Raw genomic sequence first — 12,942 nt, 5'->3', positions numbered from 1 at the left:
CCGGTCATGGGCTCCGCTTCGACGGGCCGGCACCGGGAAGCCGTCCATCCTCCGTCGTCGGGGCCTCGCGGCCGTTCGAGTCCGCCCGTCGGGGCCTTCACCGACGTACGTCTTTATGTCCATCGAACGGTGGGCCGGTGCGGGGTTGCGGCACAATGACCTTGCCCGGCTGACCACTCGGTGACGGAACGGCGATATGACGACTGCAGCGGTAGACCACGATCTCTCCTCCGATCAGGACGAGGGCGGCCGCAAGCGCACCTTCGGGGCCGGACGCGGTCTCGCCCTGCTTCTGGTGATCACCGGCGCGGCCGGTCTGCTGGCCTCCTGGGTCATCACGATCGACAAGTTCAAGCTGCTGGAGGACCCCTCCTTCACGCCCGGCTGCAGCCTCAACCCCGTCGTCGCGTGCGGCAACATCATGAAGAGCGACCAGGCCTCCGCGTTCGGGTTCCCCAACCCGATGCTGGGTCTGGTCACGTACGGGATGGTCATCGCGATCGGGATGGGCCTGCTCGCCGGGGCCCGCTACCGGAGCTGGTTCTGGCTCGGGCTGAACGCCGGGATGCTCTTCGGTGTCGGGTTCTGCACCTGGCTCCAGTACCAGTCGCTGTACAACATCAACTCGCTCTGCCTGTGGTGCTGCCTCGCCTGGGTCGCCACCATCGTCATGTTCTGCTACGTGACCACGCACAACGTCAAGCACCGCATCCTCCCGGCCCCGGCCTGGCTGCGGAACGGGCTCACCGAGTTCCCCTGGGTGCTTCCGGTGATGTGGATCGGGATCATCGGCATGCTGATCCTGACCCGCTGGTGGGACTTCTGGACCAGCTGATCGCCGGGCCACTCCCGTAGGCGGCCCTGTCAGTGGGGTCGCTTAGGCTTCATGACGTGGAGCCCGACCTCTTTACCGCAGCCGCCGAAGACCGCCAGGAGAAGGACCCGTCCAGCAGCCCCCTCGCTGTCCGGATGCGCCCCCGCACCCTCGACGAGGTCGTCGGCCAGCAGCATCTGCTGAAGCCGGGCTCGCCCCTGCGCCGCCTCGTCGGCGACGGGGGCGGTCCGGCGGGGGCGTCCTCCGTCATCCTGTGGGGCCCGCCCGGCACCGGTAAGACGACCCTGGCGTATGTGGTCAGCAAGGCCACCAACAAGCGTTTCGTGGAGCTCTCCGCGATCACCGCGGGCGTCAAGGAGGTCCGCGCCGTCATCGAGAGCGCGCGCCGCGCCACCGGTGGCTTCGGCAAGGAGACCGTCCTCTTCCTGGACGAGATCCACCGCTTCTCCAAGGCCCAGCAGGACTCCCTGCTGCCCGCCGTGGAGAACCGCTGGGTGACGCTCATCGCCGCCACCACGGAGAATCCGTACTTCTCGATCATCTCCCCGCTGCTCTCGCGCTCCCTGCTGCTCACCCTGGAGCCGCTGACCGACGACGACCTGCGTTCCCTGCTGCGCCGGGCGCTGACCGAGGAGCGGGGTCTCGGCGGGGCGGTCACCCTGCCCGAGGACGCCGAGGCGCATCTGCTGCGGATCGCCGGCGGCGACGCGCGGCGGGCGCTCACCGCGCTGGAGGCCGCGGCCGGTGCCGCCATCGCCACGCACGAGCCGGAGATCACGCTGGAGACGGTCGAGGCGACCGTCGACCGGGCCGCCGTGAAGTACGACCGTGACGGTGACCAGCACTACGACGTGGCCAGCGCGCTCATCAAGTCGATCCGCGGCTCCGACGTGGACGCCGCTCTGCACTATCTGGCCCGGATGATCGAGGCGGGGGAGGACCCCCGGTTCATCGCCCGGCGGCTGATGATCTCGGCCAGCGAGGACATCGGGCTCGCGGATCCCACCGCGCTGCCGACGGCGGTGGCGGCCGCCCAGGCCGTCGCCATGATCGGTTTCCCGGAGGCGGCGCTCACCCTCAGCCACGCCACCATCGCGCTGGCGCTCGCCCCCAAGTCCAACGCGGCGACGCTGGCGATCTCCGCCGCGCAGGACGACGTGCGCAGAGGGCTCGCCGGACCCGTCCCGGCCCATCTGCGCGACGGTCACTACAAGGGCGCGGCCAAGCTCGGCCACGCCCAGGGCTATGTCTATCCGCACGACGTGCAGGGCGGCATCGCCGCCCAGCAGTACGCCCCGGACGCCGTCCGGGACCGGCAGTACTACACACCCACCCGCTACGGCGCCGAGGCGCGGTACGCGGACGTCGTCGAGCGCGTCCGCGAGCGCCTCGGCCGCGCCGGCGAGGGCGGCGAGCAGGCGTAGGGGGCCTCGAGCCGGCCGGTCAGGACGCGGCCGCCTCGAAGAGGGTGTGCATGGCGCGGCGCAGCTCGGTGACGTCCCGCACCGGCTCGGGGAACTCGAAGCGGGCGTCGAAGCACGCGTCCCTGCTCTCGATGAAGCGCACCCGCAGCCCGAAGCGGTCCAGCGCCACGGGCACCGCGCCCGGCTGGTTCGGCGCCAGGCCCCGGGCGGTCCGCTCGCCCAGCAGGCCGCACAGCGTGCGCATCTGCTCGTCGTGGGCGGAGGCCAGGTGCTGGAGCAGCTCCGCCTCGTGGAGGACCAGCGGGTCGGGGGCCGCGTCGCGGAAGTCCTCCGGCTCGATGTCCTCGGCGCCCCAGAGGTCGTCCACGTACGCCTCGCCGAACTCCAGACGCAGCATCATCCGGCCGGGCGCGGCGATGCCGGGGACGGAGGTGAGCCAGCCGGAGATCCAGGCGCGGCCGCGGATCCGGTGCGGTACGGAGACCGGAGCGACGTCCGTGATCTCCAGCACGGCGGTCAGCTCGTCGCCCTGCGCGTGCGTCGCGGCCCGAACGGCCGGGGAATCCGCGGGGAATTCGAGGAACACATCGCCCTCGGGTCCCACGCTCCGGCTGTCCGGGACCAGGGGTTCGGCGCGGGCCAGATCGAGCCCCGGTACGACCAGCAGCGCGGAGCAGGTACTCTGTACGAGAGTTCGTGTGCGCTCGGCTGCTGACGGCATCCGAGTGTTTTCTAGCCCGCTGGGACGCGGCTGACCACGATCTGATCGGCCTTCCGTCGTAGCAGCATCCTCCTCTGAGGTGCTGCCGCTGTCTGTGCTGTCCGTGACGTGAGTGGTGTTCCCAGGGCGAGACATGCGATCTCCTTGAGTAAGGTAAGCCTAACCTAACCTACAACGGAGGTCTGGAGAACGTGCCTAACCAGTCGCGTCCCAAGGTCAAGAAGTCGCGTGCCCTCGGCATCGCCCTGACGCCCAAGGCTGTCAAGTACTTCGAAGCTCGTCCGTACCCGCCGGGTGAGCACGGCCGTGGCCGCAAGCAGAACTCGGACTACAAGGTCCGTCTGCTGGAGAAGCAGCGCCTGCGTGCGCAGTACGACATCAGCGAGCGCCAGATGGCGCGCGCCTACGACCGCGCCAAGAAGGCCGAAGGCAAGACGGGCGAGGCGCTGGTCGTCGAGCTCGAGCGCCGTCTCGACGCCCTGGTCCTGCGTTCGGGCATCGCCCGCACCATCTACCAGGCCCGTCAGATGGTCGTCCATGGCCACATCGAGGTCAACGGTGGCAAGGTCGACAAGCCGTCCTTCCGCGTGCGCCCGGACGACATCGTCCAGGTCCGCGAGCGCAGCCGCTCCAAGGTCCCCTTCCAGGTGGCCCGCGAGGGTGGTTACGACACCGAGGGTGAGACCCCGCGCTACCTCCAGGTGAACCTGAAGGCCCTGGCCTTCCGCCTGGACCGGGACCCGAACCGCAAGGAGATCCCGGTGATCTGCGACGAGCAGCTCGTCGTCGAGTACTACGCCCGCTGATCCAGGCGTAGCCGCTCTCACCAGCGCTCCGGCCCGCCCCTCCCTGTCATCCGGGAGGCGGCGGGCCTTCGCGTTCCCCCGGGCCCGCCCGGCGCCGGCACCCCGCCCCCGCACGGCGCGCCCCCCGGCGCGCCCGGTCCGCCACCGGCCAGGGCCCGGTCGACCGCCGTGGCCGGATCCAGCCGTCGGCCCGCCCCCAGCCCCTCCTCGTACGCCGCGTTCCCCAGCTCCCGGCGCACCCGCTCCTCGCACTCCACCCGCGGCCGCCCGTAGAACGCCGAGCCGAACAGCTGCAGACCCACCGACGGCCAGATGCCCTCCGCCGCGCCCTGGAGCACGGCGGCCTCCCCGGCGTCCCCCTCCACCGCCGTCACCAGCGCCAGCAGCTCCAGCGACAGCACCGTGCCCAGCAGGTCGTTGAACGTCCGGCCGATCGTCAGGCACTCACCCAGCATCTGCCGCGCCCGGGCCGGCCGCCCCCGCCGCAGCGCCGCGTACGCCAGGACGTACAGCGCGTACGCCAGCGCCCACCGCTCCCCGTGGTCCTCGCAGATCTCCCGGACCTCGTCGCAGATCACCGCCGCCGCGTCCAGATCGCCGAGGAACGCCACCGCCATGGCCAGCTCCACCTGCGCCATCAGGACGTTGCTGTTGAGCTCGCCGACCTCGCGGTACCGGCCGAGCGCCTCGCGCAGCAGCTCCTCGGCGCGCGGCATGTCGTCCGTCACGATCGCCAGACACCCCGTGCGGTGCACCGCGTACGCCAGTGCCGTCGCGTCCCCGCAGCGCTCGGCCTCCTCCCGGCACTCCTGGAGCGCCGAGATCGCGCCCACCGCGTCGCCCTGGAGCACCGCCACATAGCCCAGCACCCACAGCACCTTCAGCCGGGCGGCGTCGTGCGGGGTCGGCTCCTCCAGGACGTGGTCCAGCCAGTGCCGGCCCTCGGACAGCCGCCCGCAGCCGGTCCAGTAGAACCAGAGGGTGCCCGCCAGGTGCTGCGCGAGATGCACCTCGTCGGGGCTCTCCATCGAACATTCCATCGCCCGGCGAAGATTGGGCAGTTCGCTGTCGATCCGCGCCGCCACCTCCGCCTGGCGCGGACTGAACCAGTCCAGCTCGCACCAGGTCGCGAGCCCCAGGAACCAGTCCCGGTGCCGGTGCCGCAGCCGCTGGGCGTCCCCGGTCGCCGCCAGCCACTGCGCCCCGTACTCGCTGACCGTGTCCAGCAGCCGGTAGCGGGCCCCGGCCGGGCCGTCCTCGCGCTCCACCACCGACTGCGCGATCAGCTCGTCCAGCACATCGAGCACCGCGTCGGCCGGCAGATCCGTCCCGCCGCAGATGTACTCGGCGGCCTCCAGGTCGAACTGCCCGGCGAACACCGAGAGCCGCGCCCACAGCAGCCGCTGCTCGGGTGTGCACAGCTCATGGCTCCAGCCGATCGCCGTCCGCAGCGTCTGATGGCGCGGCGGCGCACCGCGACGGCCGCCGGTCAGCAGCCGGAACCGGTCGTCGAGGCGCAGCAGCACCTGCTCCACCGAGAGGGCGCGCAGCCGCCCGGCCGCCAGCTCCAGGGCGAGCGGAATGCCGTCGAGGCGGTGGCAGAGCTCCAGCACGGCCGCCTGCTCGTCCGCCGCGGGGGCCCAGCCCGGCCGCACCCCGCGCGCCCGTTCGGTGAAGAGCTCCACCGCGTCCCCGTCGGACATCGGGGCGAGCGGGTACGTCCGCTCCCCGTCCACCCGCAGCGGGCAGCGCCCGGCCGCGAGGACCTGGAGGCCCGGGGCCCGGCGCAGCAGCTCGGTGACGAGGCCGGCACAGGCGTCGACGAGATGCTCGAAGCCGTCGATCACCAGCAGGGTCCGGCGCTCGCGGAGGTGTTCGACGAGGACGGCGCGCGGCGGCCGGCTGGTGTGATCGGCCAGCCCCAGGGCGTCGATCAGGGCGTGTTCCAGCAGGTCGGCATCGCGGACGGTGGACAGCTCGGCCAGAAGAACCCCGTCGCAGTACCGTTTCTCCCGGAGCGCGGCGACCCGGATGACGCACCGGGTCTTGCCCACCCCCGCCACTCCGGCGACGGTGACGAGCCGGGACTCCTCCAACAGCCCGTCCAGCTCGGCCAGTTCGCCCTCGCGGCCCACGAACCTCGTCAGTTCGGCCGGGAGGTTGCCGGGCGCCGCCACGGGACGGGCGTCGGGATCATCGGGGTTCGGGCAGGGGTCCTGCAGGCGTCGCATGAAACACGGAGCGTACTGGCTTGAAAGCTCTCCGTACAATCTCGCCGGACAACTCCCGCCCGGCCCGCGGGGAATGCGGTAGGGGAGGAGATGCGCGGCGCGATAGGCTCGTGGGACGACGATCGGGCGCGCGGGCGGCAGCCGGGCGGCACCGATGGAGACAAGCCCCCGAAGGGGCCGATCGACAAGCAGAGAGCGGTGCACTGTGTCCGGTGGAGAGGTGGCCGGGATCCTCGTGGCCGTCTTCTGGGCGATCCTGGTCTCGTTCCTCGCCGTGGTGCTGGTGAGGCTCGCCCAGACGCTCAGGGCGACCACCAAACTCGTCGCGGACGTGACCGAACAGGCCGTTCCGCTGCTGGCCGACGCCTCGGCGACGGTGCGCTCCGCGCAGACCCAGCTGGACAAGGTCGACGCCATCGCGAGCGACGTCCAGGAGGTCACCTCCAACGCCTCCGCGCTCTCCACCACCGTCGCCTCCACCTTCGGCGGCCCTCTCGTCAAGGTCGCCGCCTTCGGCTACGGCGTACGGCAGGCGCTCGGCCGCCGCACCGCCCCCGAGCCCGAACCGGACCCGGCGCGGGGCCGTGGCTCCGCCCGCCGTACGGTGATCGTCGGCCGGACCGTACCCTCGGCGCGCGAACGCAGGCGCGAACGCCGAAACGCCCGCGGACAGAAGGACTGATCGAGCGATGTTCCGCCGCACGTTCTGGTTCACCGCCGGCGCAGCCGCCGGTGTGTGGGCCACCACCAAGGTCAACCGCAAGCTCAAGCAGCTGACCCCCGAAAGCCTCGCGGCGCAGGCCGCGGACAAGGCGATCGAGACCGGTCACAAGCTCAAGGACTTCGCCCTCGACGTACGGGAGGGCATGGTCCGGCGCGAAGCCGAACTGGGCGGCGCCCTCGGCCTGGAGGCCCCGGCCGACCCGGACCTTCCCGTGCAGCGGCACTGGGCCGTCGAAGCGCCCGAACCCGCCGCGCGCCCGAACACGTACCGCAAGCTTCCCTACAAATCGAACAACCGGAATGAGGACCACTGATGGAGTCGGCTGAAATTCGCCGCCGCTGGCTGAGCTTCTTCGAGGAGCGCGGTCACACTGCCGTGCCTTCGGCGTCGCTCATCGCGGACGACCCGACTCTGCTGCTGGTCCCCGCGGGCATGGTCCCCTTCAAGCCGTACTTCCTCGGCGAGGTCAAGCCGCCCGCCCCGCGCGTCACCAGCGTGCAGAAGTGCGTGCGTACGCCGGACATCGAAGAGGTCGGCAAGACCACCCGCCACGGCACCTTCTTCCAGATGTGCGGCAACTTCTCCTTCGGGGACTACTTCAAGGAAGGGGCCATCCAGCTCGCCTGGGAGGCCCTGACCAACTCCGTCGAGGACGGCGGCTACGGCCTCGACCCCGAGAAGCTCTGGATCACCGTCTACCTCGACGACGACGAGGCCGAGGCCATCTGGCGCGACAAGATCGGCGTCCCCGCCGAGCGCATCCAGCGCCTGGGCAAGAAGGACAACTTCTGGTCCATGGGCGTCCCCGGACCCTGCGGCCCCTGCTCGGAGATCAACTACGACCGCGGCCCCGAGTTCGGCGTCGAGGGCGGCCCGGCCGTCAACGACGAGCGGTACGTGGAGATCTGGAACCTGGTCTTCATGCAGTACGAGCGCGGCGCGGGCGACGGCAAGGAGGACTTCCCGATCCTCGGGGACCTGCCGTCCAAGAACATCGACACCGGTCTCGGCCTCGAACGCCTGGCGATGATCCTCCAGGGCGTGCAGAACATGTACGAGACCGACACCCTGCGCGTCGTCATGGACAAGGCCACTGAGCTGACCGGCGTCCGCTACGGCGCCGAGAAGTCCACGGACGTCTCGCTCCGCGTCGTCGCCGACCACATCCGTACGTCGGTGATGCTCATCGGCGACGGCGTCACCCCCGGCAACGAGGGCCGCGGCTACGTGCTGCGCCGCATCATGCGCCGCGCCATCCGCAACATGCGTCTGATGGGCGCCACCGGCTCCGTCGTCAACGAGCTGGTGGACGTCGTGATCAACACGATGGGGCTCCAGTACCCGGAGCTGATCACCGACCGCAAGCGCATCGAGACGGTCGCGCTCGCCGAGGAGGCCGCCTTCCTCAAGGCCCTCAAGGGCGGCACCAACATCCTGGAGACCGCCGTCACCGAGACCAAGGCCGCCGGCGGCCAGGTCCTCGCCGGGGACAAGGCGTTCCTGCTCCACGACACCTGGGGTTTCCCGATCGACCTCACCCTGGAGATGGCCGCCGAGCAGGGGCTCTCCGTGGACGAGGACGGCTTCCGCCGCCTCATGCAGGAGCAGCGCGACAAGGCCAAGGCCGACGCCCGCGCCAAGAAGACCGGTCACGCCGACCTCTCCGCCTACCGCGAGGTCGCCGACACCGCCGGCGCCACCGAGTTCACCGGCTACACCTCCACCGCGGGCGAGTCCACCATCGTCGGTCTGCTGGTCGACGGCCTGCCCTCGCCCGCCGCCACCGAGGGCGACGAGGTCGAGGTCGTCCTCGACCGCACCCCCTTCTACGCCGAGGGCGGCGGCCAGCTCGCCGACACCGGCCGCATCCGGCTCGACACCGGCGCCGTGATCGAGATCCGCGACGTCCAGAAGCCGGTCCCCGGCGTCCACGTCCACAAGGGCGTCGTCCAGGTCGGCGAGGTGACGGTCGGAGCCTCCGTCTTCGCCTCCATCGACAACACCCGCCGCCGGGCCATCGCCCGCGCCCACAGCGCCACGCACCTCACGCACCAGGCACTGCGCGACGCGCTCGGCCCGACGGCCGCCCAGGCCGGCTCCGAGAACTCCCCGGGCCGCTTCCGCTTCGACTTCGGTTCGCCCGCCGCCGTCCCCGGCACGGTCCTCACCGACGTCGAGCAGCGGATCAACGAGGTCCTCTCGCGGGAACTCGACGTCCAGGCCGAGGTCATGTCCATCGACGAGGCCAAGAAGCAGGGCGCCATCGCCGAGTTCGGCGAGAAGTACGGCGAGCGGGTCCGCGTCGTCACCATCGGCGACTTCTCCAAGGAGCTGTGCGGCGGCACCCACGTCGGCAACACCGCCCAGCTGGGTCTGGTGAAGCTGCTGGGCGAGTCCTCCATCGGTTCCGGCGTGCGCCGCATCGAGGCCCTGGTCGGCGTGGACGCGTACAACTTCCTCGCCAAGGAGCACACGGTCGTCGCCCAGCTCCAGGAGCTGGTCAAGGGCCGTCCCGAGGAGCTGCCCGAGAAGATCGCGGGCATGCTCGGCAAGCTGAAGGACGCCGAGAAGGAGATCGAGAAGTTCCGCGCGGAGAAGGTCCTCGCGGCCGCCGCCGGGCTCGTCGAGTCCGCCAAGGACGTCCGCGGCGTCGCCCTGGTCACCGGCCAGGTCCCCGACGGCACCTCCGCCGACGACCTGCGCAAGCTGGTCCTGGACGTGCGGGGCCGCATCCAGGGCGGCCGCGCGGCCGTCGTGGCCCTGTTCACCACGGCCAACGGCCGCCCGCTCACCGTCATCGCCACCAACGAGGCCGCCCGCGAGCGCGGTCTCAAGGCCGGTGACCTCGTGCGTACGGCCGCCAAGACCCTCGGCGGCGGTGGCGGCGGCAAGCCGGACGTCGCCCAGGGCGGCGGCACGAACCCGGCCGCGATCGGCGACGCCGTCGCCGCGGTCGAACGCCTCGTCACCGAGACGGCGTGACGAGCGGGATGACCGCGATGCGCCGCGGCCGACGGCTCGCCGTCGACGTCGGGGACGCCCGGATCGGGGTCGCCTCGTGCGACCCCGACGGGATCCTGGCCACGCCGGTGGAGACCGTGCCGGGACGCGATGTCCCGGCCGCCCACCGGCGGCTCCGCCAGATCGTCGAGGAGTACGAGCCGATCGAGGTCATCCTCGGCCTGCCGCGCTCCCTCGGCGGCGGCGAGGGCCCCGCGGCCGCCAAGGTCCGGGAGTTCGCGCAGACGTTCGCCCGGTCGATCGCGCCGGTTCCGGTGCGACTGGTGGACGAGAGGATGACCACAGTGACGGCGGCCCAGGGCATGCGCGCCTCGGGCGTGAAGTCCAAGAAGGGCCGGTCTGTCATCGACCAGGCTGCCGCTGTGGTGATCCTTCAGAACGCTCTGGAGTCCGAACGGGCGTCAGGTAATCCCCCGGGCGAGGGCGTCGAAGTGGTTGTCTGATCGCGATACGGTAACGTTCCGCGCGATGCGGCGGTGTTCGAATAAACCGCACAGCGAAGCGAAGAGACGGAACGTCGTCTCGCGGCTCTAGGGGATCGATGACTGAGTATGGCCGGGGCCCCGGCTCCGAACCGTGGCATCCCGAGGATCCCCTGTACGGGGACCAGGGATGGGATGGCCGCCAGGCCGCCCACGGCCAGGGCCAGTACGGCGACCAGCAGCAGTCCTATCCGCAGGACCCGTACACCCAGCAGCACCCGAACCACCAGCAGTACCAGGGGCACCAGCAGCAGCCGTACGACCAGCATCAGCAGTACGGCCAGCAGCAGAACCACCAGCATCAGCAGCAGAACCAGAACCACCAGCATCAGCAGCAGAACCACCAGCAGTACGGCACGCCCCAGGACCCGTACGCCCAGCAGCCCGGTGCCCAGCCGCAGTACAACGGCGGCTGGGACACCGGCCAGCAGGCCGCCATGCCGTACGGGGCCGAGCCCCAGGACCCGTACGCGCAGCACCCCGGCGGCTACGACACGGGCCAGGACTACTACGGCACGCCGGAGGCCTACCCTCCGCCGCAGCCCCCGGGGCGCCGCGAGGCCGCGCCCGAGCAGCAGCCTCAGCAACAGCAGCCTCACCAGCAGGCGTCGACGGACTGGGATCCGGATCAGCCGCAGGAGGAGACGCACCCCTTCTTCACCGGTGCGGACGACCCGGCCGACCGTGAGCCGCGCGACGACGACGATGACCCGGACGACGACGGATCACGCTCCTCGCGCCGTGACCGTGGTGGCAATGAGCGCCGGGGCGGCAAGGGCAAGAAGAAGAGCCGCAGCGGCTGTGCCTGCCTGGTGGTCTCCGTCGTCCTGGTCGGCGGCCTCGGTGGGGTCGGCTACGTCGGCTACACCTTCTGGAAGAAGCAGTTCGGCGCCCCGGCCGACTACGCCGGGTCGGGCAGCAGCGAGCAGGTCGAGGTCGAGATCCCCGAGGGCGCGTTCGGGTACGACATCGCGAACATTCTGCGCAAGCAGGGGGTCATCAAGTCGTCCGACGCCTTTGTCGCGGCGCAGAACGACAACCCCAAGGGCAAGCTGATCCAGGCCGGTGTCTATCTCCTGAACAAGGAGATGTCGGCGGCCAGCGCGGTCACACTGATGCTCGATCCGAAGAGCCAGAACGCGTTCGTGATCCCTGAGGGGACCCGTAACACGACGGTCTACAAGATGATCGACACGCGGCTCAAGCTCAAGAAGGGCACCACGGCCGACATCGCCAAGACCAAGGCGGAGAGTCTCGGACTGCCCGACTGGGCCGATGACAACCCGGATGTGAAGGACCCGCTGGAAGGATTCCTCTATCCGGCGGCCTATCCGGTCGCCAAGGGGTCCAAGCCCGAGGACGCGCTGAAGCGGATGGTCTCGCGGGCGAACAAGGAGTACGGCAAGCTCGACCTGGAAGGCAGCGCGAAGAAGCTCGGCCTGAAGACTCCGTGGGAGCTCATCACCGTCGCGAGCCTCGTGCAGGTCGAGGGCAAGTACAAGCACGACTTCGACAAGGTCGCGCGGGTCGTCTACAACCGGCTCAAGCCGGGCAACATGGAGACCGTCGGGCGGCTGGAATTCGACTCCACGGTCAACTACATCAAGGGCCAGAGCACCCTGGACATCGGTGCCGTCGACGATCTGCGGAAGATCGACGACCCGTACAACACGTACAAGATCATCGGTCTGCCGTCCGGCCCCATCAGCAACCCGGGTGCGGACGCCCTGCACTCGGCCATGAATCCCACACCGGGCCCCTGGTACTACTTCGTCTCGATCAACGAGGACAAGACCGTCTTCGCCGAGACCAACGAGGAGCACGAGAAGAACCGGCGGGAGTACGAGGACGGGAAGGCCGGCCAGTGAGCGCGCCACGCCGGGCCGCCGTCCTCGGCTCGCCCATCGCCCACTCCCTCTCCCCGGTCCTGCACCGCGCCGCCTACGCCGAACTCGGCCTGGAACACTGGTCCTACGACCGGTTCGAGGTCGACGAGGCGGCGCTGCCCGGATTCGTCGAGGGGCTTGACGCCTCGTGGGCGGGGCTCTCCCTGACCATGCCGCTCAAGCGCGCGATCATCCCGCTGCTCGACGAGGTCAGTGCGACGGCCGCCTCCGTGGAGGCCGTCAACACGGTCGTGTTCACCGAGGACGGCCGCCGGGTCGGCGACAACACCGACATCCCCGGCATGGTCGCCGCCCTGCGGGAACGCGGCGTCGACAAGGTGGAATCCGCCGCCGTCCTCGGCGCCGGCGCCACCGCCTCCTCCGCGCTGGCCGCGCTCGCCGTGGTCTGCGCCGGGCCGGTCACGGCGTACGTGCGCAGCCCCGAGCGGGCCGCCGAGATGCGCGGCTGGGGGGAGCGGCTCGGGGTCGACGTCATCACCGCCGACTGGGCGGACGCGGCGGCGGCACTGAGCGCACCCCTGGTCATCGCCACCACCCCGGCGGGCGCGACGGACGCTGTCACCGGCTCCGTGCCCGAGGCTCCGGGCATCCTCTTCGACGTGCTGTACGAGCCGTGGCCCACCCGGCTCGCCGCCGCCTGGTCCGCCCACGGCGGGGCGGTCGTCGGCGGGCTCGACCTCCTCGTGCACCAGGCGCTGCTCCAGGTCGAGCAGATGACCGGCCGGATCCCGGCGCCGCTGGCCGCCATGCGGCAGGCCGGGGAAGCCGCGCTCGCCTCCCGCTGATCGCCC

The 12,942-nt window shown here is 70.9% G+C and carries 11 protein-coding genes; 9 read left to right on the top strand and 2 right to left on the bottom strand.

Annotated features, from left to right (window positions below; all coding sequences use genetic code 11):
- Positions 1 to 196: 196 nt before the first annotated feature.
- Together IE134_RS17925 and IE134_RS17920 are read left to right on the top strand one after the other, a co-directional pair.
- A complete protein-coding gene (locus tag IE134_RS17925) occupies positions 197 to 835 on the top strand; it encodes a vitamin K epoxide reductase family protein (protein WP_030712578.1) in 639 nt (212 codons plus the stop codon).
- A gap of 56 nt (positions 836 to 891) precedes the next feature.
- Positions 892 to 2,259 (top strand): replication-associated recombination protein A, encoded by a 1,368-nt coding sequence (locus IE134_RS17920; RefSeq protein WP_030712580.1) that lies wholly within the window; start codon positions 892 to 894, stop codon positions 2,257 to 2,259.
- Between the two features lie 19 nt (positions 2,260 to 2,278).
- Here IE134_RS17920 and IE134_RS17915 read toward each other — a convergent pair whose 3' ends face one another.
- The gene (locus tag IE134_RS17915) at positions 2,279 to 2,980 is read right to left on the bottom strand and encodes a DUF2470 domain-containing protein (RefSeq protein ID WP_189431040.1); all 702 of its coding nucleotides are present in this window, start codon (positions 2,978 to 2,980) and stop codon (positions 2,279 to 2,281) included.
- 191 nt (positions 2,981 to 3,171) lie between these two features.
- On the opposite strand from IE134_RS17915, the gene rpsD reads away from it, so the two are divergent.
- Positions 3,172 to 3,786 carry a 30S ribosomal protein S4 gene (gene rpsD, locus IE134_RS17910; RefSeq protein WP_006123201.1) on the top strand — a complete coding sequence of 205 codons (615 nt, stop codon included), beginning with the start codon at positions 3,172 to 3,174 and terminating at the stop codon, positions 3,784 to 3,786.
- A gap of 17 nt (positions 3,787 to 3,803) precedes the next feature.
- Here the strand turns inward: rpsD and IE134_RS17905 are convergent, their stop codons facing one another.
- Positions 3,804 to 6,017 carry an ATP-binding protein gene (locus IE134_RS17905; protein WP_030712584.1) on the bottom strand — a complete coding sequence of 738 codons (2,214 nt, stop codon included), beginning with the start codon at positions 6,015 to 6,017 and terminating at the stop codon, positions 3,804 to 3,806.
- A gap of 220 nt (positions 6,018 to 6,237) precedes the next feature.
- Between IE134_RS17905 and IE134_RS17900 the strand changes: the two genes are divergently transcribed.
- From IE134_RS17900 to IE134_RS17875, 6 genes are all read left to right on the top strand, one after another.
- Positions 6,238 to 6,699: a DUF948 domain-containing protein gene (locus IE134_RS17900; RefSeq protein WP_189431131.1), complete on the top strand. Its 462-nt coding sequence runs from the start codon at positions 6,238 to 6,240 to the stop codon at positions 6,697 to 6,699.
- A gap of 7 nt (positions 6,700 to 6,706) precedes the next feature.
- Entirely contained in the window at positions 6,707 to 7,054 is a 348-nt protein-coding gene (locus IE134_RS17895; RefSeq protein ID WP_030712590.1) for a DUF6167 family protein, read from the top strand.
- Entirely contained in the window at positions 7,054 to 9,723 is a 2,670-nt protein-coding gene (alaS, locus tag IE134_RS17890) for an alanine--tRNA ligase (protein WP_030712592.1), read from the top strand. The genes IE134_RS17895 and alaS overlap by 1 nt, the downstream gene beginning before the upstream one ends.
- Before the next feature lie 8 nt (positions 9,724 to 9,731).
- Positions 9,732 to 10,205 carry a Holliday junction resolvase RuvX gene (gene ruvX, locus IE134_RS17885; RefSeq protein WP_030712595.1) on the top strand — a complete coding sequence of 158 codons (474 nt, stop codon included), beginning with the start codon at positions 9,732 to 9,734 and terminating at the stop codon, positions 10,203 to 10,205.
- A 98-nt stretch (positions 10,206 to 10,303) separates the two neighbouring features.
- Positions 10,304 to 12,112 (top strand): endolytic transglycosylase MltG, encoded by a 1,809-nt coding sequence (gene mltG, locus IE134_RS17880; protein ID WP_030712597.1) that lies wholly within the window; start codon positions 10,304 to 10,306, stop codon positions 12,110 to 12,112.
- Positions 12,109 to 12,936 carry a shikimate dehydrogenase gene (locus IE134_RS17875; protein WP_097986261.1) on the top strand — a complete coding sequence of 276 codons (828 nt, stop codon included), beginning with the start codon at positions 12,109 to 12,111 and terminating at the stop codon, positions 12,934 to 12,936. Before mltG ends, IE134_RS17875 begins: the two co-directional genes overlap by 4 nt.
- Positions 12,937 to 12,942 lie beyond the last annotated feature (6 nt).

Origin of the sequence: Streptomyces rubiginosohelvolus (assembly GCF_014649875.1) — a bacterium.
In the GTDB taxonomy this organism is placed as follows: Bacteria; Actinomycetota; Actinomycetes; order Streptomycetales; family Streptomycetaceae; genus Streptomyces; species Streptomyces rubiginosohelvolus.
Note: the sequence above shows the minus strand (reverse complement) of the source record. Positions and strands in the feature narration are given on the sequence as shown.

What these genes read in the sequence shown, in the direction of transcription:
- IE134_RS17905 (WP_030712584.1), bottom strand. Translation starts at nt 6,017, where the DNA reads ATGCGACGCCTGCAGGACCCCTGCCCGAACCCCGATGATCCCGACGCC.
- mltG (WP_030712597.1), top strand. Translation starts at nt 10,304, where the DNA reads ATGACTGAGTATGGCCGGGGCCCCGGCTCCGAACCGTGGCATCCCGAG.
- IE134_RS17925 (WP_030712578.1), top strand. Translation starts at nt 197, where the DNA reads ATGACGACTGCAGCGGTAGACCACGATCTCTCCTCCGATCAGGACGAG.
- IE134_RS17915 (WP_189431040.1), bottom strand. Translation starts at nt 2,980, where the DNA reads ATGCCGTCAGCAGCCGAGCGCACACGAACTCTCGTACAGAGTACCTGC.
- IE134_RS17895 (WP_030712590.1), top strand. Translation starts at nt 6,707, where the DNA reads ATGTTCCGCCGCACGTTCTGGTTCACCGCCGGCGCAGCCGCCGGTGTG.
- alaS (WP_030712592.1), top strand. Translation starts at nt 7,054, where the DNA reads ATGGAGTCGGCTGAAATTCGCCGCCGCTGGCTGAGCTTCTTCGAGGAG.
- ruvX (WP_030712595.1), top strand. Translation starts at nt 9,732, where the DNA reads ATGACCGCGATGCGCCGCGGCCGACGGCTCGCCGTCGACGTCGGGGAC.